Annotated in this window: 21 protein-coding genes; 11 read left to right on the forward strand and 10 right to left on the reverse strand. The window is 42.9% G+C overall.

The window, feature by feature from the left end; genetic code table 11:
- Nucleotides 1-5: 5 nt before the first annotated feature.
- A complete protein-coding gene (locus ACFSTG_RS00225; protein WP_380747296.1) occupies nucleotides 6-527 on the reverse strand; it encodes a DUF7935 family protein in 522 nt (173 codons plus the stop codon).
- An 8-nt stretch (nucleotides 528-535) separates the two neighbouring features.
- Entirely contained in the window at nucleotides 536-2,155 is a 1,620-nt protein-coding gene (locus ACFSTG_RS00230; protein WP_380747298.1) for an FMN-binding glutamate synthase family protein, read from the reverse strand.
- A 179-nt stretch (nucleotides 2,156-2,334) separates the two neighbouring features.
- Here ACFSTG_RS00230 and ACFSTG_RS00235 point away from each other — a divergent pair, with 179 nt between their 5' ends.
- Nucleotides 2,335-4,656: an ATP-dependent helicase gene (locus ACFSTG_RS00235; RefSeq protein ID WP_380747300.1), complete on the forward strand. Its 2,322-nt coding sequence runs from the start codon at nucleotides 2,335-2,337 to the stop codon at nucleotides 4,654-4,656.
- 97 nt (nucleotides 4,657-4,753) lie between these two features.
- Entirely contained in the window at nucleotides 4,754-5,374 is a 621-nt protein-coding gene (locus ACFSTG_RS00240) for an L-threonylcarbamoyladenylate synthase (RefSeq protein ID WP_380747302.1), read from the forward strand.
- 2 nt (nucleotides 5,375-5,376) lie between these two features.
- On the opposite strand, the gene ACFSTG_RS00245 is transcribed toward ACFSTG_RS00240, so the two are convergent.
- The 4 genes from ACFSTG_RS00245 to ACFSTG_RS00260 all read right to left on the reverse strand — a co-directional run bounded on the left by ACFSTG_RS00245 (nucleotide 5,377) and on the right by ACFSTG_RS00260 (nucleotide 9,049).
- Entirely contained in the window at nucleotides 5,377-6,276 is a 900-nt protein-coding gene (locus ACFSTG_RS00245; protein WP_380747304.1) for a hypothetical protein, read from the reverse strand.
- A 358-nt stretch (nucleotides 6,277-6,634) separates the two neighbouring features.
- Complete coding sequence (locus ACFSTG_RS00250) at nucleotides 6,635-7,468, reverse strand: OmpA/MotB family protein (RefSeq protein WP_380747306.1); 834 nt, start codon at nucleotides 7,466-7,468, stop codon at nucleotides 6,635-6,637.
- Between the two features lie 91 nt (nucleotides 7,469-7,559).
- Nucleotides 7,560-8,552, reverse strand: coding sequence for a glycosyltransferase family 2 protein (locus ACFSTG_RS00255; protein WP_380747308.1), 993 nt, complete (start codon nucleotides 8,550-8,552; stop codon nucleotides 7,560-7,562).
- A 53-nt stretch (nucleotides 8,553-8,605) separates the two neighbouring features.
- Entirely contained in the window at nucleotides 8,606-9,049 is a 444-nt protein-coding gene (locus ACFSTG_RS00260; RefSeq protein WP_380747310.1) for a type I restriction enzyme HsdR N-terminal domain-containing protein, read from the reverse strand.
- A 63-nt stretch (nucleotides 9,050-9,112) separates the two neighbouring features.
- On the opposite strand from ACFSTG_RS00260, the gene holA reads away from it, so the two are divergent.
- The 6 genes from holA (at nucleotide 9,113) to ACFSTG_RS00290 (ending at nucleotide 14,947) form a co-directional block, all read left to right on the forward strand.
- A complete protein-coding gene (holA, locus tag ACFSTG_RS00265) occupies nucleotides 9,113-10,117 on the forward strand; it encodes a DNA polymerase III subunit delta (RefSeq protein ID WP_380747312.1) in 1,005 nt (334 codons plus the stop codon).
- Nucleotides 10,118-10,120: 3 nt separating this feature from the next.
- On the forward strand, nucleotides 10,121-11,023 hold the full coding sequence (gene menA / locus ACFSTG_RS00270) for a 1,4-dihydroxy-2-naphthoate octaprenyltransferase (RefSeq protein ID WP_380747314.1): 903 nt from the start codon (nucleotides 10,121-10,123) through the stop codon (nucleotides 11,021-11,023).
- 75 nt (nucleotides 11,024-11,098) lie between these two features.
- On the forward strand, nucleotides 11,099-11,779 hold the full coding sequence (locus tag ACFSTG_RS00275) for a metal-dependent hydrolase (protein WP_380747315.1): 681 nt from the start codon (nucleotides 11,099-11,101) through the stop codon (nucleotides 11,777-11,779).
- A 12-nt stretch (nucleotides 11,780-11,791) separates the two neighbouring features.
- Nucleotides 11,792-12,826, forward strand: coding sequence for an o-succinylbenzoate synthase (locus ACFSTG_RS00280; protein WP_380747399.1), 1,035 nt, complete (start codon nucleotides 11,792-11,794; stop codon nucleotides 12,824-12,826).
- 9 nt (nucleotides 12,827-12,835) lie between these two features.
- Nucleotides 12,836-13,792: a CPBP family intramembrane glutamic endopeptidase gene (locus tag ACFSTG_RS00285; RefSeq protein WP_380747316.1), complete on the forward strand. Its 957-nt coding sequence runs from the start codon at nucleotides 12,836-12,838 to the stop codon at nucleotides 13,790-13,792.
- 57 nt (nucleotides 13,793-13,849) lie between these two features.
- Nucleotides 13,850-14,947 carry an AMP-binding protein gene (locus tag ACFSTG_RS00290; RefSeq protein WP_380747318.1) on the forward strand — a complete coding sequence of 366 codons (1,098 nt, stop codon included), beginning with the start codon at nucleotides 13,850-13,852 and terminating at the stop codon, nucleotides 14,945-14,947.
- Nucleotides 14,948-14,995: 48 nt separating this feature from the next.
- Here the strand turns inward: ACFSTG_RS00290 and ACFSTG_RS00295 are convergent, their stop codons facing one another.
- The 3 genes from ACFSTG_RS00295 to ACFSTG_RS00305 form a co-directional block, all read right to left on the reverse strand.
- The gene (locus tag ACFSTG_RS00295) at nucleotides 14,996-15,418 is read right to left on the reverse strand and encodes a DoxX family protein (protein WP_380747320.1); all 423 of its coding nucleotides are present in this window, start codon (nucleotides 15,416-15,418) and stop codon (nucleotides 14,996-14,998) included.
- Nucleotides 15,419-15,528: 110 nt separating this feature from the next.
- Complete coding sequence (locus ACFSTG_RS00300; RefSeq protein ID WP_380747322.1) at nucleotides 15,529-17,163, reverse strand: M1 family metallopeptidase; 1,635 nt, start codon at nucleotides 17,161-17,163, stop codon at nucleotides 15,529-15,531.
- Nucleotides 17,164-17,189: 26 nt separating this feature from the next.
- Nucleotides 17,190-18,818: an acyl-CoA carboxylase subunit beta gene (locus ACFSTG_RS00305; RefSeq protein WP_380747324.1), complete on the reverse strand. Its 1,629-nt coding sequence runs from the start codon at nucleotides 18,816-18,818 to the stop codon at nucleotides 17,190-17,192.
- Between the two features lie 240 nt (nucleotides 18,819-19,058).
- Here ACFSTG_RS00305 and ACFSTG_RS00310 point away from each other — a divergent pair, with 240 nt between their 5' ends.
- Complete coding sequence (locus ACFSTG_RS00310) at nucleotides 19,059-19,238, forward strand: CAL67264 family membrane protein (protein ID WP_380747326.1); 180 nt, start codon at nucleotides 19,059-19,061, stop codon at nucleotides 19,236-19,238.
- 90 nt (nucleotides 19,239-19,328) lie between these two features.
- On the opposite strand, the gene ACFSTG_RS00315 is transcribed toward ACFSTG_RS00310, so the two are convergent.
- A complete protein-coding gene (locus ACFSTG_RS00315) occupies nucleotides 19,329-19,997 on the reverse strand; it encodes a hypothetical protein (RefSeq protein ID WP_380747328.1) in 669 nt (222 codons plus the stop codon).
- A gap of 105 nt (nucleotides 19,998-20,102) precedes the next feature.
- Here ACFSTG_RS00315 and ACFSTG_RS00320 point away from each other — a divergent pair, with 105 nt between their 5' ends.
- Both ACFSTG_RS00320 and ettA read left to right on the forward strand, forming a co-directional pair.
- Complete coding sequence (locus ACFSTG_RS00320; protein ID WP_380747330.1) at nucleotides 20,103-20,573, forward strand: DinB family protein; 471 nt, start codon at nucleotides 20,103-20,105, stop codon at nucleotides 20,571-20,573.
- A gap of 122 nt (nucleotides 20,574-20,695) precedes the next feature.
- Nucleotides 20,696-22,387, forward strand: coding sequence for an energy-dependent translational throttle protein EttA (gene ettA, locus ACFSTG_RS00325; protein WP_380747332.1), 1,692 nt, complete (start codon nucleotides 20,696-20,698; stop codon nucleotides 22,385-22,387).
- The last annotated feature ends 40 nt before the right edge of the window (nucleotides 22,388-22,427 follow it).

Consider the following 22,427-nt stretch of genomic DNA (forward strand, 5'->3'; position numbering starts at 1 on the left):
AATTCTTACCAAAGTGCCTTTACTTCACGTTTTATATAGGATAACCCGGTTTCGCTGGGAGGTTGTTGCTCCAGGAGGGTGTTCAGGATATGTTGTCTAAGTTCATCTGCATTTTCCAGGGTTTCCCTTCCTGCGGTTTTCCTGATATTTGCTATAGTTGCATTTTTGGAAGCCCTGATGACATTCCAGCACTCCTCGCTCACATAGATCTGTTGTGCCAGGTTATGTTCAAACTCCTGTTCAATGGTTCTTATGAGTAGATTAGCATAATCTTCTTTGCTGTTCCTGCCGGGTTTCACCCTTACCAGCAGGTTTCCCGGTGCGATGCGTTCCAGGAATAAAGCCATTCTTTCATAGGCCTGCATGCGCAGAGGCAAGGCATGTTTTTGATTCTCCCGGTGCAGCAAAAATTTGCGGCGCTGTTCTTCATTTCGGGTGTGCAGGTTAAAAAAATAAAAAGCGATCACTCCCACTACGACGGCAGGGAGGAGGTAGAACAGCAGCTGTAAAATTGAATCTTCTGTCATAGATTTACTTATTGATCTGAAACGGAGGTTTCTTCAGTCTCAACCTCTTTTACGTCGGTTTCTTGTCCTTTTCTGTATGAGCCGCCTAAGTTAGGACATCCTGCCAAAGTAGCAACAGAATCAAATGGAACTTTAGTTTTATTGTATGTAAAAGTTTCCGCAAGGGATTTAGCGATAAAGCGGTCCCCCAGGTTGATCTCCACATCATCCATGGTAAATTGGCAGGGGTGCTCATACCCGCAGGCATGAGTGATCTCCAGCAGTTCCTTTCTGAAGTTGTTGAAATAATAATTCACCCTGTCTGCTTTGTTTTTAACATTGATGCCTGCCTGCAGCCACCGGTTCTGGGTTGCAATACCTGTAGGACAGGTATTGGTATGGCAGGACTGGGCCTGGATACACCCTATGCTCAACATAGCTTCGCGTGCGACATTGATCACATCTGCACCCATTGCAAAAGCCATGGCTGCCTTTGCAGGAAAACCAAGTTTGGCACTTCCTACAAAGACGATCTGGTTGGTAAGATCATATTTTTGAAAGATCTGGTAAACATCTGTGAATCCATAGATCCAGGGAAGGGCAACATGATCTGCAAAACTTGGTGGTGCCGCACCGGTCCCACCTTCACCACCATCTATGGAAATGAAATCAGGCCCTCTGTTTGTGTCTTTCATTATAGAAGCAAGCTCCCTCCATTCATCCAGTTTTCCAATGGCGGCTTTAATTCCTACCGGCAGGCCGGTGTTTTCAGCGATATCCTCTACAAAGTCAACCAATTCCTGCATATTGCTGAAGGTACTGTGGGAAGGGGGTGAAAGAACGTCTTTACCCATGGGCACGTGACGTATCTTTGAGATCTCGGGTGAGATCTTAGAAGCAGGTAAAACCCCACCTTTGCCCGGTTTGGCTCCCTGGGAAAGCTTTATCTCTATGGCTCTTACCTGCGGATATTTTTCACAAAGCTTTACCAGTTTTTCCATTGAAAAAGAACCATCTTCATTCCTTACCCCAAAGTACCCAGTACCTATTTGAAATACAACATCTGCACCCGCAGCATGGTAGGGGGAAAGTCCACCTTCCCCGGTATTGTGGTAGGCATAGGATTTTTTACAGCCCAGGTTCAGGGATTCGATAGCTTTTGCCGAAAGGGATCCGTAACTCATTGCCGAAACATTGATAACCGAAGCCGGTCTGAACGGCCTTTGGCGATTATGGTGTTCTCCCATTATCTTTGCGCAGGCAACGAAATAGGGATCTTTCTTATTTGGATGGTCTTTCGGCATGGCATAGGGTATAACCGCATTATTGATGAAGATATAATTCACTTCATAGATGTCCTGATCTGTCCCGAAACCTTCGTAATTATTCTCATTTTTGGAAGATGCATAAACCCAGCTGCGTTCAATACGATTGAAAGGAAGCTCTTCCCGGTTACCCGCCACAATATATTGCCGCAATTCGGGCCCAATACTCTCAAGTAAATATCTTAAATGTCCCACCAAAGGGAAATTATGCAGAATGGTGTGTTTTTTGTTTATAAAAATGTCGTGGAGGGCAATGAGTATTAGAACTATCAGGATCCACATCCACCAGGGAATTGAAGCGAGGAAATCCAGCAGGTAATCCATAATTTATTTTTTTAAAAAAAGCAAAAGGTAGCCTCTTTTGCTCCTCTTTCAAAATAAATATCTTTAAAGATATCTAAAAACGGAACCGGCTGCGGCAATTTTGTTTAAAAAAGAATACTCCTCGCTGTACTCTTTTTGTCTCTTTTTGGTTATTTTCACCCCTTTAAAAGAAGAAAGAATTGGAATCTTATTTAGCCGAATTAAATGAAGCGCAAAGAGCTCCTGTCCTGCAAAAGGACGGGGCTATGATAGTGATTGCAGGCGCAGGATCTGGAAAAACCAGGGTGCTTACCTACCGTATTGCTTATCTTATGAGCAAGGGGGTGGATGCCTTTAATATCCTTTCCCTTACTTTTACCAATAAAGCGGCACGGGAGATGAAGACCCGAATTGCAAAGATCGTAGGGAACAGCGAGGCTAAGAACCTATGGATGGGAACCTTTCACTCCATCTTTGCAAAGATGCTCAGATTTGAAGCAGACAAGTTGGGATATCCTTCCAATTTTACCATTTACGACACCCAGGATTCCCAGCGTCTAATTTCAGCCATTATCAAAGAGATGGGGCTGGATAAAGATGTATATAAGTACAAGCAGGTCTATTCCCGTATTTCTTCCTATAAGAATAGTTTGATCACGGTGAAAGCCTATTTTCAAAACCCCGAATTGCAGGAGGCAGATGCCATGTCTAAGAAACCAAGGTTGGGGGAGATATATAAGGAATATGTTGACCGTTGTTTTAAAGCCGGGGCCATGGACTTTGATGACCTGTTGCTTAAAACCAACGAACTTCTTAACCGTTTTCCTGAGGTGCTTCAAAAGTACCAAAACCGCTTCAGGTATATTCTGGTTGATGAGTACCAGGATACCAACCATTCCCAATATCTGATTGTAAAAGCACTTTCTGATAAATTTCAGAATATTTGTGTGGTAGGTGATGACGCTCAAAGTATTTATGCCTTCCGTGGGGCTAATATTAACAACATATTGAACTTCCAGAAGGACTATGACGATGTTAAGATGTACCGCCTTGAGCAGAATTACCGGTCTACAAAGAATATTGTGGAGGCTGCCAACTCTGTCATAGACAAGAATAAGACGAAACTGGATAAGGTGGTGTGGACGGCTAATGATGATGGTTCCAAAATAGTAGTGAACAGGCTGCTGACAGACGGGGAGGAGGGACGATTTGTTGCCGGTTCTATTTTTGAGAACAGAATGGAGCACCAGATGATGAACGGAGACTTCGCTATCCTTTACCGCACCAATGCCCAAAGCAGGGCGATGGAAGACGCGCTCCGTAAAAAAGATATTCCTTACAGAATATACGGAGGTCTGTCATTTTACCAACGTAAGGAGATAAAGGATGTACTTTCTTATCTGCGTTTGCTTATCAATCCCAAAGATGAGGAAGCTCTTAAGCGGGTCATTAATTATCCTGCGAGGGGTATAGGGCAAACTACTATAGACAAGTTGAGTATTGCCGCAAACCATTATAAACGTTCCATTTTTGAGATCATTGAGCACCTGGACAAAATTGACCTCAAGATCAACAGGGGGACAAAAAACAAGCTGGAGAATTTTGTCAATATGATCAAAAGTTTCCAGATCCTTAATCAAACAGAAGATGCTTTTATGGTGGCTGAAACAGTGGCCAAAAAAACCGGACTCCTACAGGAACTGAAAAAAGACGGAACCCCTGAAGGGATTGCCCGTATAGAAAATATTGAGGAGTTGCTTAATGGGATCAGGGATTTTGTTGAAGGACAGAAAGAACTGGCAGATGCTACCGGATCGCTCTCTGAATTCCTTGAAGACGTAGCGCTTGCTACAGATATGGATAAGGATACGGGGGATGAAGACCGGGTAGCCCTTATGACCATTCACCTTGCAAAAGGACTGGAGTTCCCTTTTGTCTATATTGTAGGGATGGAGGAAGATCTCTTCCCCTCTGCCATGAGTATGAATACCAGGACTGAACTGGAAGAGGAGCGGCGGCTTTTCTATGTTGCCTTAACAAGAGCCGAGAAGAAAGCTTATCTCACCTATACTCAATCCCGATACCGCTGGGGGAAACTGGTTGATGCAGAACCCAGCAGGTTCATTGAAGAAATTGACGATAAGTTCCTGGATTATATGATACCGCAGGAGGATTACAGGTACAAACCTCTAATTGATACAGATATATTTGGGGAAGTTGATAAAAGCAAATTCAGGCAAACAAAACCTGTTAACGGGACCCCGCCGCCTTCTCATAAACCTACAGATGAACAATTAAGGAAACTTCGCAAGCTAAGGCCAGCTACTACTCCTGAACCGGTTAAAGACAATGGTCCTTCCATAAAGCTTAAGGCAGGGGATGAGGTAGAGCATATGCGTTTTGGTAAAGGCAAAGTTTTACAGATCGATGGGATAGGACAGGATAAAAAGGCGGAAATTGAGTTCGAAAAAGGTGGAATTAAAAAGCTGCTTCTGAAATTCGCCAAACTTAAGGTCCTTTAAAAGAGCCCTTAAAATTTTAAGGGAAATTCTTTCCAACTTATTATTATATCGACCTCAAATTTTGTAATTTCTATATCTTTTTAAAACCCACGGGAATATGGCTGAAATGATTAGAATTTACGAAGAAAACCCCAATCCAAAACAAATTGAGAGAGTCGTTGAAGTTCTTAGGAACGGCGGACTCGTTATTTATCCCACCGATACTATATACGGGCTTGGGTGTGATATCACCAATACCGCGGCCCTGGAAAAGGTAGCTCACTTAAGAGGGGTGAATCTTGATAAAGCAAATTTCTCATTCATCTGCGAGGATCTTAGTAACCTTTCAGATTATGTGAGGCAAATTGATACCCAAACCTTTAAGATCCTGAAGCGAACTTTACCCGGTCCATACACTTTCATCCTTCCCGGGAACAACAACCTTCCAAAGGTCTTCAAAAAAAAGAAAACGGTAGGTATCAGAGTTCCCGATAACAACATTTGCAGGGCGCTGGTTGCCGGATTAGGAAATCCCATAATATCCACTTCCATCAGGGACGAAGATGAGGTTCTTGAATATACTACAGACCCTGAGCTAATCCTTGAAAAATGGGATCACCACGTAGATATTGTGATAGATGGTGGTTATGGAGATAATCTTCCGTCAACAGTTATAGATCTCACCACCCCGACACCTGAGGTAATTCGTGAAGGAAAGGGAAGTGTGGATATCCTGTAGGTTCAAATGATCCCGGGGATGACCACGTCCATGAAATAATCATGTAAATCCTGGGGTGTCATTATATATCCCTGTTTTTTCATTGAAGCGGCAAGTTCATAACCTGCTCGGGTTGCGGCCATTCGCTGCTCAGGAGTTCCATGGTGAAAATCCAGGTCAAAAGCACAATCCCCCGCCTGGAAGAAAAGGTGATGGAATTGCTCTACTCTTTTCCAGTTGTAGGTGGCCCCTCTTTTATGGGTCATGTAATATCCCGAAATAAAATCGGCTTCCAGTTCAATGTGCCTGGTGCTTTCAGCAATAGTTTCAAAACTTCCCGCGGGATACCATTTGGAAAAGTTCTTTATCTGGATCTGGTGAACCCATTCATGCGAAAGTATCCCGGTCCATACCACCTCAGGGTCCACTCCAGTCTCAATGAACATTTGTACCAGCCCGTCACCAAGGACAATTAACCCATTCACAGTGGAAAATCCATCTGCCGAAAAGAAAGGGGATTCAGGTAAGACAGGGGAAGATTGGTTCCTTTCAATGTACTCATCTGCCAGTTGATAGAGGTATTCGGTATCTTCCCAATCCATTATCAGGAGCTTCAGGAGCTCTACCAGCATTTCCCGGTCATTAAGGGTTTCATTATGTTGCCCGTGCACCTTCACTTCACCTGGCATATCGAAGAAGCGTTCCAGGTCTCTAATAGTCCTTTCCACAAGCCTTGTATATTTCCCGTCAGCACCAAAATAATCCCCACCCAGACCCATCAAAGCTGCATAACGATTAAGGTTATTGTAGTGGTTTAAATAGTTGGTGGCTAAAGAATCACCTGCCAGTTCGGTAAAATATTTCCATTGAACAACAGTAAATTCCGTTCTACTGCATTCAGAAGGGCCGACCGCATTAAGCAAAACGAGATTTTTTAAGTTTTCACCGAAAATATGCTCCTTTTCAAGAGGATTTGTCTCAGCAAAATCATAAGTATCATTTTTTACTATCTGAGAGGCTCTTGTGTTCTCGTAAAAATTAAATGTTCTTTCTTTCTCAACCGGGTCTGGTTGGCAGCCCGGGAGAAAACAGACGGCAAACAGGCAGAGGGCCGGCCTGAAAAAGGTAGTCCATAACATAGCAGATTTTTTTAAGGTAGGGGTGTACTTAAATATAAAAAAAATCTGCGCGGGTGGTATTTAAAGTTTTGATAATTAATGTGTTAAATAAAAAAGACCCGGCATTGCCGGGTCTCCTTAAATCTATTTAGAAAAGATCAGCTTATTTAGCTTCTTTCATTCCTTCTTCAATAAGGTTGTAGAACTGGTCTAGCTTAGGAAGGATCACGATACGTGTTCTTCTGTTCTTAGCTCTTCCTTCTGCAGAGTCATTACTTGCAACAGGAATATAATAACTTCTACCTGCAGCAGTCATTCTTTGTGGCTCAACCCCAAAGTCGTCCTGTAATACACGTACTACAGAAGTAGCTCGTTTTACTGAAAGATCCCAGTTGTCCTGAAGAACTGCATTGCGAATAGGCTTATCATCTGTATGACCTTCTACCATAAATTCAATGTTCGGTTTGTTTTTTACAACAGTCGCTACCTTACCAAGAACTTCTTTAGCACGGTCTGTTACGTTATATTTACCGCTGTCAAATAATAATTTATCTGAAATAGATACGTAAACAACACCTTTTTCAACATTGATCTGGATGTCCTCGTCGTTGATATTTCCAAGAGCTCCTTTTAAGCTTGTTACCAATGCAAGAGTTACAGAGTCCTTCTTGGTAATGGCATCCTGCATACGCTGGATCTTCATATCTTTTTCCTTGATGCTTTCAAGGGAACGTTCAAGGTTTTCTGCTTCTTTTTTAGATAAAGTGGCAAGGTCACCAACGTTGTTCAATAGAGCAGTATTTTGGTTGCTCAATTGGCCAATTTGTTGGCTTAGTCTCTCTTTTTCATCGAGACAGGAATTCAATTTTACCGTAGCGGTGTTCAATTTGTCCTGAGTCTCTTGTTGTTGCGCTTCAAGCTCGGCATATTTCTTCTGAGATACACAGGAAGAAAGTAGGAGGGCAGCGGTGGCCGATAAAAGCATGAATTTTTTCATAGTGCTTAATTGTTGTGATTAAATGTTAAACGTTTCAAAAATACAAAAACTTGGGTCTCCATGAAATTATAATGGAACTTTAATATAAGTTTCATAACTCACCAAATCTTCGTTTGCCTATCAAATAGTAAGCCAACACCACAGATTTACGCCGGTAATAATTGTTTTTTTTGAAAATTTTCTTTCTTTTCTTCAGCATTACTCTTAAATGTGAATAAAAACTAAAATGTGCAGAGAGGATAGCTGCTGTGTGTGAGGGTTTTATCTCTAAAAGGAATTTAAGACCGGCAAAACCATCCAGGATCATTCTCAGAAGAATGAGGAGATATATTTTTATTCCGGGAACGTTTTTTACAAGGGTGAATAGGCTGTTCCTGAAATTGTAAAAAGTCTTTCTGGGATGCATACTGTCGAGGGTCCCCCCTCCCAGGTGGTAGACAGAAGATCCTCCCACTGCTTTCACTTTATATCCAAGGTTGAAGATCCTCCAGCAAAGATCGATCTCTTCCATATGGGCAAAAAAGTCTTCATCAAATCCTTTCGCCTCATAAAACACTTCTCTTCTTATTGCCATACAGGCCCCGCTTGCCCAGAATATTTCGCAGGTATCATCATACTGTCCTTCGTCCTTTTCAAGCGTATCGAATATCCTACCCCTGCAGAAAGGATAACCCAACATGTCAATATAACCTCCCGCCGCACCGGCATATTCAAAATATTCTCTTTTTCTGAAATTTAAGATCTTTGGTTGAACGGCTGCGGTATCCTGAGAATGATCGAATTCTGCAAGAATGGGTGGTAGCCAGCCTGGGCTCACCTCTACATCACTGTTAACGAGGACGAAAATATCCTCTGAAAGCCCTTTCAAGGCATCATTGTACCCTTTGGCAAAACCTCCGTTAACCTTATTGCAGATTAGCTTTACCTGAGGAAAAGCTGTGCGTATGAATTCAACAGAATTATCTTCAGAAGCATTATCGGCGACATAGATCTGCGCTTCGGGGGAAAAATTTACGACTGAAGGCAGGAACTGCTCCAACAGGGCTTTCCCATTCCAGTTAAGGATGACTACGGCTACTTTCACAGCTGCAAATTAAAGGAAAATTCAGTGATTCCCGCAGTTTTACGAATCAGGTCTTACTTCCACCTTGGAAGGTCGGGCAGAAAAAGGTATTTTCCGGCTTCGTAATCCAACTGACAAAAATAATGCTGCAGGCCATTGGTCACCATTAAATAAGTAGCTTTCAAAGCAAGGTTATAACGGGCGATCTGGTCAAAGGTATCCTGGGTAATGGGGACACTTGCAGCTTTACATTCCACTATCAGGTGAATGGAACCGTCGGGATTATAGGCGAGCAGGTCATAACGTTTGATAAGATCATGCACCTTCAGTTGTTTTTCTACATTCAGGAGGTTCTTCGGTAGATTTTTTTCCTGCAGTAAGAACTGCACCACATGTTGCCGCACCCATTCTTCGGGAGTTAAAAGGACAAACTTTTTCCGTAGTACATCAAAAACGGCTACTTTATTTTCGCTATTTTTGAACCTGAATGTATAGTTGGGGAAATTCAATGAATGCATGCCCAAAAATAGAATTTTTTCAGTACAAATGAACCTCTGAAACCTGCTTCAAAAGCAAAATGAATGGATGAAGTAAATAGCATTATTGCCACTATAAAGAAAGGAGACATTAAACCCATATATTTCTTAATGGGCGAAGAACCTTATTTTATTGACACGATCTCAGACTTTATTGAAGACAATGTTTTGCAGGAAGATGAGAAAGGCTTCAACCAAATGGTGCTCTACGGCCGTGATGTAACTGTGGAAGATATTGCAGGCAACGCCAAACGCTATCCCATGATGTCTGAAAGGCAGGTGCTTATTGTCAAGGAGGCGCAGGATCTTTCAAGGACCATAGAAAAACTTTCCGATTACGCAGAAAACCCGCAGCCCACAACTGTGCTGGTTGTTTGTTACAAATACAAAAAACTGGATAAGCGAAAGAAATTGCATAAAGCAATAGCGTCCTCGGGAGTGATATTTGAGAGCAAACGTCTTTATGAAAATCAGGTGGAAGATTGGATCAAAAAGACACTGCAAAAGCGAAATTTCCAGATAGCGCCCAAGGCCGCCCAGATGCTGGTGGAATTTTTAGGAACAGATCTCGGGAAGATCGATAACGAACTACAGAAATTGAAGTTGATCTGCCCGGAGGGTACTAACATCACCCCTGAGATCATAGAAGAGAACATAGGGATAAGCAAGGATTTTAATAATTTTGAACTGCGGAAAGCTATCGGGATGAAAGATGATCTCAAAGCCCACAGGATCATTAATTATTTCTCTCAAAATCCTAAGGACAACCCTATGGTCGTAACCGTATCACTGTTGTTCAGTTTCTTTTCCCAGTTGCAGCAATACCATGCCCTTAATGACAAATCTAAGGGGAACGTGGCCAGGGCCCTTAAAGTCAATCCTTATTTTGTAAGCGATTACACCACGGCGGCAGCAAATTATTCAATGAAAAAAGTAAGCCAGGTGATCTCCTATCTTAGAGAGGCAGATGTAAAGAGTAAGGGAGTGGGGGCAGCCAATGTGCCCCAGGGCGACCTTCTCAAGGAGTTACTGGTAAAAGTAATGCGATAAAAAATGGCAAAAATTGAAACCTGGGTAAGCGCGGCAAGATTAAGAACACTACCACTTTCTATTTCGGGCATCCTGGTGGGTAGCTCAATTGCAGTGGCCCGGGAAGAGTTCCATTCGGTGATATTCAGTCTGGCGCTGGCCACCACTCTTGGTCTGCAGATACTTTCTAATTTCGCTAACGATTACGGCGATTTTGTAAAAGGAACAGACAATGACGAAAGAGTGGGACCGCAGCGTACCCTGCAAAGCGGGTTGATCACCAAAACAGAAATGTTTTGGGGAATGATTGGCACGGCCATCGTGACCTTTTTGTTTGCAATCGCATTGATCTATATTGCTTTTGGTTCAAAAAATATATTCTATGCACTACTATTCCTTATTCTGGGTATTGCTGCCATCGCTGCAGCGGTGAAATATACGATTGGAGATTCGGCTTATGGATACCGTGGCCTGGGAGATGTCTTTGTATTTATTTTTTTTGGAGTGGTTGGAGTCTACGGGTGTTATTTTCTTTATTCCCTTCAGTGGGACTGGGAAGTTATGTTGCCAGCATTCACCATTGGTTTTCTTAGTGCAGGAGTCCTGAACCTGAACAACATGCGTGACCGCGTTGCCGATCAAAGAGCCGGCAAAAATACCCTGGTTGTAAAGATGGGTGCCGAAAAAGCAAAAAATTATCATTACATTCTTATTATTTCGGCGGTTGCTGCTATAGTACTTTATTCTGCGCTGACTTTCGAAGGGATAGACGATCTTCTTTATTTTGTTGCATTCATACCTCTACTGTTTCACCTGAAACGGGTGATGGAGAACGAAAGACCTGAAGAACTGGATCCCGAACTGAAGAAACTTGCTCTTAGTACTTTTTTGCTGGCCGTTCTTTTCGGACTGGGCCAGATCTTGTGATCTACAGGCGAAAGCCTGCCAGTTTTACCCGGAAAATAAAGATGTTTTTTGTAATTTGACCTTAAAAGGAACACCATGAAGATCACTCACTACGGACACAGTACATTTTCAATTGAAATTAAAGGCATACATCTGCTAATTGATCCGTTCATTACGGGAAATGACAAGCTGCAGGGGAAGGTGGATATTGAGCAGTTAAAAGCAGATTATATCCTGCTCACCCATGCGCACCAGGACCACACACTTGATGCGGAAGCCATTGCCAAAAGAACCGGAGCTGTTATTGTGAGTAACTTTGAGATAGCCACTCATTATGAGAATAAGGGAATTGAGGTGCACCCCATGAATCATGGTGGGAACTGGAGCTTTGAATTCGGGAACCTCAAGTATGTCAATGCCATTCATACCAGCTCTTTTCCTGACGGAAGCTATGGGGGTCAACCCGGTGGATTCGTCATTGAAGGGGAGCATAAAAATATTTACATAGCAGGAGATACGGCTTTATCAATGGATATGAAGCTCATCCCTATGCGTACAAAACTTGATCTTGCCATTCTTCCTATAGGTGATAACTTCACCATGGGAATAGAAGATGCGATAATTGCCAGTGATTTTGTGCAGTGCGACAAGATCCTTGGGTGTCATTACGACACCTTTGGGTTCATTGAAATTGACCACGAGGAAGCGAAAAGGAAATTTTATGAGAAAGGCAAAGACCTGATGCTCCTGGAAACGGGGGAAAGTATTGAGCTGTAACTGCTTCCCATGATAAAAGCCTCCTACAAAAAATACATTCTTAATTTTAAACGCCCCAGCGGAACTTCAAGAGGTGTCCTTACCCAAAAGGAAACCTGGTTCCTTCTCCTGGAAAAAAACCAACGTACGGGAATTGGTGAGTGCGGTATTCTTCGCTCACTTAGTTCTGATGACCGTCCTGGTTATGAAGAAAAACTAAAATGGGTTTGTGAAAATATTCATCTCGGCCCGGAAAACCTTTGGGAAGAACTACGGGATTTTCCCAGTATTCAGTTTGGGGTTGAAATGGCTTTCAGATCCTTAAAGGCAGAAGATCCTTTTCTCCTTTTCCCTTCGGAATTTACCCGGGGCAATGATGCCATCCCCATTAACGGATTGGTTTGGATGGGTAATGAAACGGCCATGAAGGAACAGGTCCTTCAAAAGATCACCGAAGGTTTCAGGTGTATAAAACTGAAAATTGGTGCGATAGATTTTGAAACTGAAATAAAACTACTCAAATATATACGGAAGGAATTCACTTCAGATGAAATGGAAGTAAGGGTAGATGCCAATGGAGCTTTTTCTCCTTCCGAAGCACTTGAAAAACTGCACCGCCTCAGTGAGCTTGAACTCCACAGTATTGAACAACCCATTAAACAGGGTCAGCATGAACTAATGGCCCGTCTTTGTGAAGAAACCCCATTACCCATTGCTCTTGATGAAGAATTGATTGGAGTCACTGATGCCGTAAAAAAGCAGGAGCTGATACAAACCATAAAACCACAATACCTCATTTTTAAACCCAGCCTGATTGGAGGATATAAAGGCACCGGGGAGTGGATACAGTTTGCAAAGGAAAATAATATAGATTGGTGGATCACCAGTGCGCTGGAAAGCAATGTGGGTCTTAATGCCATTGCCCAGTACACCTACACCTTAGAAAATACGATGCCACAAGGGTTGGGAACGGGAGCTCTTTATACCAATAATTTTAATTCCCCCCTGGAAGTACAGAAAGGACAATTATGGTATCTTCCACATTTAAAATGGAAATTTAACTTATAGTATAAAACTATGTTTTTAGAACTGGCATATAAAGCAAAGCACGACTGGTGGCGATATCTTATAGGAGCTGTGATCGTATTTTTTGCCTGGCAATTATTGGGTGGCTTACCCTTGCTCGCAGCTGTTTTGATCGAAATGGGACCGGAGATCCTTAGCCTGGCTGAAGAAGAGGACACCATGAAGATGTTACAGGTGCTCGATTCTAACCTGGCGTTCTTTTTACTGTTGTTCATGTTTGCGGTAGGATTGGGTGCCTTGTTCCTGGTCTACAGGTTACTGCACAAACAACCCATTCTGGAAGCAACCACAGCCCGTAAGAAGGTAGACTGGGGCAGGTTTTGGTTCGGGTTTGGGATCATTGCCGCCTTTACCATAGTAGCCACGGTCATTGATTATCAATTGCGCCCTGAAGATTTTATCTGGAACTTCAAGCTCGTTCCTTTCTTAATACTTGCTTTGATCGCGGTTGTCATGGTGCCATTACAAACCAGTTTTGAGGAATACCTGTTTCGCGGTTACTTTATGCAGGGGCTGGGAGTGCTGGCCGGTAATAAATGGTTCCCTTTGATTACGACTTCTGTACTCTTTGGAGCCCTTCATATGTGGAACCCTGAGGTAGAAAAACTGGGATACATCATCATGGTATATTATATAGGAACAGGACTCCTGCTGGGGATTATGACCCTTATGGATGACGGACTCGAGCTTGCGCTCGGATTCCATTTTGGAAATAACCTTATAGGGGCATTACTTATCACGGCAGACTGGACTGCGTTCCAGACCAATTCGATTCTACGGGATGTTTCTGAACCCACGGCCGGCCTGGATATCATTCTGCCGGTGGTGATCGTTTATCCAATCTTTCTCTTTATTATGGCAAAAACCTATAAGTGGGACAATTGGAAAGAGAAACTTTTTGGTAAAGTCAAACCTCCCGAACTCTTAAAGTATTCTGAAGAAATGTAATTTTCAGGGCTATTTTGATAACTTTAAGGAAACGGTAGTTAAAAATTATCTAAAGTTATGCAAAAAAGCTTCAGTCTTCCCCACATACATCCTGACTTTCGGCTTAATAAACTCCATTTCACCAATGAAGAATTATCATCTGTGGCCTACAGTCTGGTGAAGGAGGGAGAACCATATGAAGGACAGGCCGGTAATTTTTTACTGGACTGGCTCAATGAGAAGGATTATATAGAAGTGAAAACTTCCGGTTCCACGGGAGCACCCAAGATGGTAAGGATCAGGAAACAATTCATGATCAATAGTGCGAAGGCTACAGGGAAATTCTTTGATCTTCATGCCGGGACGACAGCTTTACATTGTTTACCGGTTAATTTCATTGCAGGCAAGATGATGCTGGTAAGAGCCATGGTGCTGGGTTGGCATATTGATCTTGTGCCTCCAAAAGCCAATCCTTTAGACCAGGTTTTCAAGATCTACGATTTCTGTGCAATGACCCCTTTTCAATTGGATAATTCTCTTGGCAGGTTGCATTTGATACGGAAACTTATCGTGGGAGGTGGAACTGTTTCTTCCACTCTAAGAGAACATGTACAGGGTTTGGCAACAGAGGTTTATGAAACCTACGGGATGACCGAAACGGTCACCCATATTGCTGCCCGAAGGGTAAACCCCAAAAAGAAAAAAGAGGAGGTATTACCTTTTACCGTACTTCCCAATGTGAGCATTTCTACAGATGAAAGGGACTGCCTGGTGATAACTGCCCCACAAATTGCAGAAGATCCCATAATTACCAATGACGTGGTTGAAATGATATCTTCCAGAAGTTTTATCTGGAAAGGACGGTATGACAATGTGATCAATTCCGGAGGGGTTAAACTGTTCCCTGAAGAGATCGAAGCCAAACTTGCACCCCATATACCCCACAGGTTCTTTGTGACCTCCCTGCCAGATCCTTCCCTGGGAGAGAAGCTGATACTCATGGTGGAAAGTGATTTTTCAGAAACTGCTTTGAATAACCTGGAGCGGGAGATCAGGTCTATTGAAAAACTGGAAAAATATGAGGTTCCCAAAAAGATCTATTTCGTTGAAAAGTTTGAAGAGACCTCGAATGGAAAGATCCACAGGACCAATACCCTTAAAAGCAGGATGGCCTAATACAGATTACCGGCTTGCAAATCTTTTGCTCCTTATTGCTTGACGGGGCTAACTCTCCATTTTAAAGTAGTAATCCAACGAGTGTTTTCCCGAACCGTAGTAGATAAAGAAAGCAGTTACTGCCAAAACTACCACGGCAAGGATAAGGTTACCCCAGTGCATTTCTCCCACAAAATTGATAAGTATTGCACCAATAAGAATTGGCAACTGGGCGATGAGAGCCCATCTTGTCAATAATCCTACCGCAATCAACATTCCTCCCACGAGATGCGCAGGTGCTATATAATGTATAGCAAGCATGACCCCTCCATATCCTTTAAGAGGGGAGATCAACTCAGTCAACATGTGGGTCTGGGAAATAAACTGCAGCCCTTTAATAAAAAAGAAAACCCCCAGAGCCACCCGTAACAGGTCCAGCGGATAATAAGTATGCGCATTCGCCCACTTATTAAGTGATTTAATTGTTATCATAACCCATAGTTTTATCACTATAAGTTACTGAAAATTAGAAAAATAAATAAATTTATCTGAAAATTCTGATCTCATTCCTCAGCTTCAGGTACCGTTTTGATAAGATCCCTTTAATCTACAACAGCAGTGTTCACATAGAATTCGGGTTCGTTTACTCTAATTTCCCTGAGGTTAACGTTCCCCGGGTAGGTTTGCCATTCATCTGTTGCCTGCAACCTTAACTCTTTCCCGCCAATCAACACATCGACAGGCATTTTGAATTCTTCGACATCTGCTTTCCAACGGTAAGAGAAACCATCCTGATCTTTTTTTAACTGAAGTACAGGAATACCGGAAAAACGAAGGTACTGGTCGAAGACCGGTTTAAGGTCTGTAGCAACAGCCTTATCAAAGAATTCTTCCGTCATTTGGGAAGTAATGGTGCAATGTCGGTATGTTTCGGTATAATCCTTCAGGGTTTTCCACCACAGCTCATCATCGTCATAAATACTCCTGATGGTGTTCAGAAGATTGGCGCCTTTAGAATACATGTCTCCCGATCCTTCACTATTCACCCCATAGCTGCCAATAAGAGCAGAAGTATTACCTATGCTCTGACGGATGCCTTGCAAATATTCGAGGGCCTCTTCTTTGCCCCAGCGGCATTCAATGTAAACCGCTTCAGAATAGGTGGTAAAACCTTCATGGATCCACATGTCTGCAATATCTTTTGCGGTGATACTGTTCCCGAACCATTCGTGCCCCGACTCATGAATGATTATAAAATCCCATTTTAAGCCGATCCCGGTACCGCTTAGATCATTTCCTAAATAGCCTTTTTTGTATTCATTACCGTAAGCGACTGCACTCTGGTGCTCCATCCCGAGGTAAGGAGTCTCTACCAGTTTGAAGCCGTCCTTTTCAAAAGGATAAGCTCCGAACTTTTCATAGAAACAGTCCATCATCACCTTGACTTCCTCAAACTGTGTTTTGGCTTTTTCAAGGTTGTAAGGCAGCACATAGTAGTCGAGGTCCAGGTCTTTATAGGTATCGCTAAAGTGAACATAGTTCCCAATGTTGACCACAATATTGTAGTTGTTGATAGGGGAATCCACCTTCCAGTTCCATTGGGTATAACCATCTTTAAGAACTTCCTTTCCTATAAACCTTCCGTTTGAGACGTTCATCAGGTCATTGGGCACGGCAACTTCTATAAGGGCTTCTTCAGGTTCATCACTTTGGTGATCTTTGTTGGGATACCATAAACTTGCACCGGTACCTTGTACCGCGACGGCGATAAAATGGTTTCCTTCTTCATCTTTATCAAAAACGAAACCGCCGTCCCAGGGCGCATTTTTGGCCACTACTGGATTTCCGGAGTAGAAGAACTGAAGGGAATCCACTGTGCTTTGGGATATTTCGGGCAGCATTTCCACGAAGACCGCATCAAACTTTCGATCGTAATCCATTTTTTCACCTCTGTAAAGAATGGAATCCACCTGCATGTTTGCAAAAAGATCTATTTGCATTATGGGCAGATCTTCTTCAGCTTTAAATGTGATGGTATTAAAGCCTGAAATGAATCTTTCTTCAGGCTGCACCTTTACGTTCAAATGATATTTCAAAACATCAAAGTTCCTTTCGGGTCTCAGGGAGCCCCGCAAAGTATCGGCTTCTGTAAAGCTTTGTTTATTGGAGAGCACCTGAGCCATGATGGGTTGCAGGCTAAAGAAGGTTATAAAGAAAACAGCACTAAAATATCGCATTTATGAAGATTTAGAATTTTGACGAACTATGTCTGAATCACTCCCAGGTTAAAATCTTTTTCAATTGGGGCGTGGTTTGCAGCTTCAATTCCCGTGGAGATCCATTTTCTTGTATCCAGGGGATCGATCACGGCATCTGTCCATAAATGGGCAGCCGCGTAATAGGCTGAGGTTTGTTTGTCATACCTGGCTTTGATCTGCTCAAATACTTCTTTCTCCTTTTCAGCATCTACTTTTTCACCTTTCTTCTCCATGGAAGCAGTTTCGATTTGTGCCAAAACTTTTGCGGCCTGTGTACCTCCCATTACGGCCAGCTCGGCACTTGGCCAGGCGAAAATAAGACGCGGATCATATGCTTTTCCACACATGGCATAATTACCTGCCCCGTAAGAATTTCCAAGGATCACCGTGAATTTGGGTACGACCGAATTGCTCACCGCATTTACCATTTTCGCCCCGTCTTTAATGATGCCGCCATGTTCACTTTTACTGCCTACCATAAACCCGGTCACGTCCTGCAGGAATACCAGCGGAATCTTCTTCTGATTACAGTTCGCGATGAAACGCGTGGCTTTATCGGCGGAATCTGAGTAGATCACCCCGCCAAACTGCATTTCTTTTTTGGCATTCTTTACTATCTTACGTTGGTTAGCTACGATCCCCACTGCCCACCCATCAATTCGGGCGTAGGCACAGATGATCGTTTGTCCGTATCCTTCTTTGTACTCCTGGAATTCTGAATCGTCAACCAGGCGGGCAATGATCTCATGCATGTCATACTGCTCATTTCGCAGCTTCGGAAGGATTCCGTAGATATCCTTCGGATCTTTGGCCGGTTTCTTTGGAGCTTTCCGGTTATACCCTGCTTTGTCATAATCCCCGATCTTATCCATGAGTCCGCGGATGGTATCCAGCGCATCTTTGTCATCTTTGGCTTTATAATCGGTCACCCCGCTAATTTCGCTGTGGGTGGTGGCGCCACCAAGGGTTTCATTGTCTATAGATTCCCCGATAGCTGCTTTCACAAGGTAACTTCCTGCAAGAAAAATACTTCCGGTCTTATCCACAATAAGGGCTTCGTCGCTCATAATAGGAAGGTAAGCCCCACCGGCAACGCAGCTGCCCATAACGGCCGAGATCTGGGTGATTCCCATGCTGCTCATTACCGCGTTGTTCCTGAAGATCCTTCCGAAGTGTTCTTTATCAGGGAAGATCTCATCCTGCATGGGCAGATAAACCCCTGCAGAATCAACCAGATATATAATAGGAAGTTTGTTCTCAATGGATATTTCCTGCGCCCTAAGGTTCTTTTTGGCGGTGATGGGAAACCAGGCTCCGGCCTTTACAGTGGCGTCATTGGCCACTACGATGCATTGTTTGTCGGCTACTTTTCCAATCTTCACAACAACTCCCCCGCTGGGGCATCCGCCGTGCTCTTCATACATTCCGTCTCCCGCAAAAGCACCTATTTCAATAGCTTCGTCCGCATCGTCCAGGAGGTAATCAATGCGTTCCCTGGCGGTCATTTTACCTTTGGAATGGTGTTTTTTAATTCTTTTTTCACCACCTCCCAGCTTCACCTCGTTGAGTCTTTTCTTCAGGTCTGAAACCAGTAATTTATTGTGATCTTCGTTCTTATTAAATTGGATATCCATTGGGTTGATTATGACTTTTTTCTGAAAAGAGCCCCTAAAAACGCTCTTTCAGGAATTATTTTTTTGAATGGTTGCTAAAATACAAAAACCGTCGTTACTATCAATCCTTTCAAAAATGATTAAAAAACCTGATATTTGTTAGGTATACCCAGAGTGTACTTAGATATTTTTACATCCGGAATAAACGCAAAGACTGCTCCACGGTTTTTCGTAACTTATAATCAAATAACAACGACCAAAATGGGAATGAATAAAAATGGAATTTTTGCCTGGGCATCGTTTTTTACACTTTTAATAGGTATTGCCCTTGTATTGTTGGGGGTCCTTAAATATCAGGATTACGCGATAGGATTTTCTACCGTTGGGATAGGTTTCTTTGTGATGTCCTGGGCCTTTAACGCGCTAAAGGGAAGGGTTTAAAGTCCGGTTACTTGGAAGTATACCTCATTAAAAAGGGATAAGATCAGGTGTCTTTATCCCTTTTTTCAGTTTTGAAAATGCCGGGTTTACTTAAAAAGCAAAACCGAAACCTATGTTCACCATTAATCCTTTAAAGAGGATATCGGCAGATGCTAATTCTTCGCTAAAGTCATAGGTTTCTGTTTCGGTGGTGCCATCTTCATAGCGGGCCTGGTATTCAATCGTTTTTGGAAGATGTGAAAAAGAGTAACCAATTTCGGGACGAAAGTAGAACAGGCCTCCCAGCCTGGCCCCTAACTTTATATTAAATGAATTGTGGTTGTAGTCAATATTCCCTTTTCCTTCACGACCATTGCTTTCTACGTTTGTCTCTCCTTTAAAATTCATTTGGTTGTAACTTAACCCTCCATACAATCCTTTGCCCGCTTTAAAAAAGTAATAATTAAATCCACCTTCCAGATAGGAAAAATCGAGATTTGTCGTTTCGGTACCATCAGTCTCTTCATCGGCCATGAACCAGTCTGAATTAATAGTTGAATAATCAAGATTCACCGCAAGCCTGTCATTTAGTAAAGGGGTCACATATTCCAGATTCCCGCCAACCAGATTGGGGAAGCCCAGTTTAAGACCTAACCTTATGGGTCTTACCTTATAATCCCTTTCCTGTTGGGATTCTGTCTGCGCGTTGACAGAGTAGGAGAACGTAAGCGCAGCGATCATAATAAGAGTGCAGATTGAAGTGATTTTAATTTTTCCCATAAATATGTTTAGGTTGGATAGTTAATAAGGGGTTAAATGTATTTTATTAAGTATTAGGTCACAATACCCAGAAATGAGTAATTTTGGGGAAGAATCAGCTTAATAATGAGAACTTTAAAGGAACAACTGGTAAGGCACCTTAAGGGCGGTGAAGCTTTTATGCCGATTGAAGAAATATTGAGAAAAATACCTTTTTCCGATCTTGGGAAGAGGCCGGCAGAACTGCCATATTCATTTTATGAAATTTTCTGTCATATAAGGTTTACTCAAAAAGACATTTTGGACTACTGCACCAGGACAGACTATTCCGCTCATAACTGGCCCGATGATTACTGGCCAAAGGAAAGAGCTCCTGAAAATGAAGCTGCATGGGAGACGGTGAAGAAAGCCTATTTTGCGGAAAGGGAAGAGCTGGTAAAGCTTATCTTGTCTCACGAAAAAAAGCTTTCAGACATCGTTCCTTCGGGCAGTGAACATACTTTGTTCAGGGAGATCCTGCTAGTGATCGAACACACTTCCTATCACAGCGGACAACTTTTGATCTTGCTGAGGCACCTGGGATTGCACTCCTCTTAAATTTTCGACTTCCGAAGCAAATATGAGTTTGAAAATTATGATATTTGCCTTTATCAAAATTCCGTGAAAAACATGTATAATTTCATGACTTTCAGGATAAATACCTTTTAAAAATACAATTTATGGCAGACGATAAGAAAGTGATATTCTCCATGTCAGGTTTGACAAAGACCTACCAGGGAGCGAATACTCCGGTTCTCAAGAACATTTATTTAAGTTTTTTCTACGGGGCGAAGATCGGGATCCTTGGATTGAACGGTTCGGGTAAATCCACCCTTTTAAGGATCATTGCAGGCCAGGAAAAGAATTACCAGGGAGACGTGGTTTTTGCCCCGGGTTATTCTGTGGGATATCTTGAACAGGAACCCATACTGGATGATGAAAAGACGGTTCTTGAAGTAGTGAAGGAAGGTGCTGCGGAAACGGTTGCTATTCTTGATGAATATAATAAGATCAATGACATGTTCGGTTTACCGGAAGTCTATGAAGATCCAGACAAAATGCAAAAGCTTATGGATAAGCAGGCAGAACTTCAGGATAAGATAGACGCCAGCAATGCATGGGAACTGGATACAAAACTGGAGATCGCAATGGATGCCCTGCGTACGCCTGAACCCGACAAGAAGATCGGGATACTTTCAGGTGGGGAAAGAAGAAGGGTCGCCTTATGCCGACTGTTACTTCAGGAGCCCGATGTATTGTTGCTCGATGAACCTACCAACCACCTGGATGCAGAATCTGTGCTGTGGCTTGAACATCACCTTCAGCAGTATAAGGGAACGGTGATCGCCGTAACTCACGACCGGTACTTTCTTGACAATGTTGCGGGGTGGATCCTGGAACTGGACAGGGGGGAAGGTATTCCCTGGAAAGGAAACTATTCTTCCTGGCTGGATCAAAAGTCAAAACGAATGGCACAGGAACAAAAACAAGCCAGTAAACATCAAAAAACGCTGGAACGCGAGCTGGAATGGTCACGAATGGCACCTAAAGGAAGACAGGCTAAACAAAAGGCCCGACTGAATAACTATGACAAATTGATGAGCCAGGACCAGAAGAAAATGGATGAACAGCTGGAGATCTATATTCCGAACGGTCCGCGTTTGGGAACGAATGTCATCGAGGCCAAAGGCGTGAGCAAGGCTTTTGGGGATAAACTATTATACGACGATCTTAACTTTAAGCTGCCGCAAGCGGGTATCGTAGGGATCATTGGTCCTAACGGCGCCGGTAAGACCACCATTTTCAAAATGATCATGGGGCAGGAAAAACCAGATAAAGGAACTTTTGAAGTAGGAGAGACCGTGAAGATCGCCTATGTAGATCAAAGTCATTCCAATATAGATCCTGAAAAAACGATATGGCAAAACTTTAGTGATGAGCAGGAGCTTATCATGATGGGAGGCCGACAGGTGAACTCAAGAGCTTATTTAAGCCGTTTCAACTTCAGCGGAAGTGAGCAGAACAAAAAAGTAAGCAAACTTTCAGGAGGGGAAAGAAACCGACTGCATCTTGCCATGACATTAAAGGAAGAAGGAAACGTATTGCTTCTGGATGAGCCTACCAACGATCTTGATGTGAACACCCTGCGTGCCCTTGAAGAAGGTCTGGAGAACTTTGCCGGTTGTGCGGTGATCATTTCACACGACCGTTGGTTCATGGACAGGGTATGTACGCATATCCTTGCTTTCGAAGGAAACTCTGAAGTGTACTTCTTTGAAGGCAGCTTCTCTGAATACGAAGAGAACAAGAAGAAGAGACTGGGCGGAGATATTACGCCAAAGAGGATCAAATACAAGAAGCTGGTTAGATAATTTATCTGACTTAGCTGCCAAGATAGTACTGCCCGGAAAA

The sequence above is a fragment of the Salinimicrobium flavum genome (genome assembly GCF_042684505.1).
GTDB lineage: Bacteria > Bacteroidota > Bacteroidia > Flavobacteriales > Flavobacteriaceae > Salinimicrobium > Salinimicrobium flavum.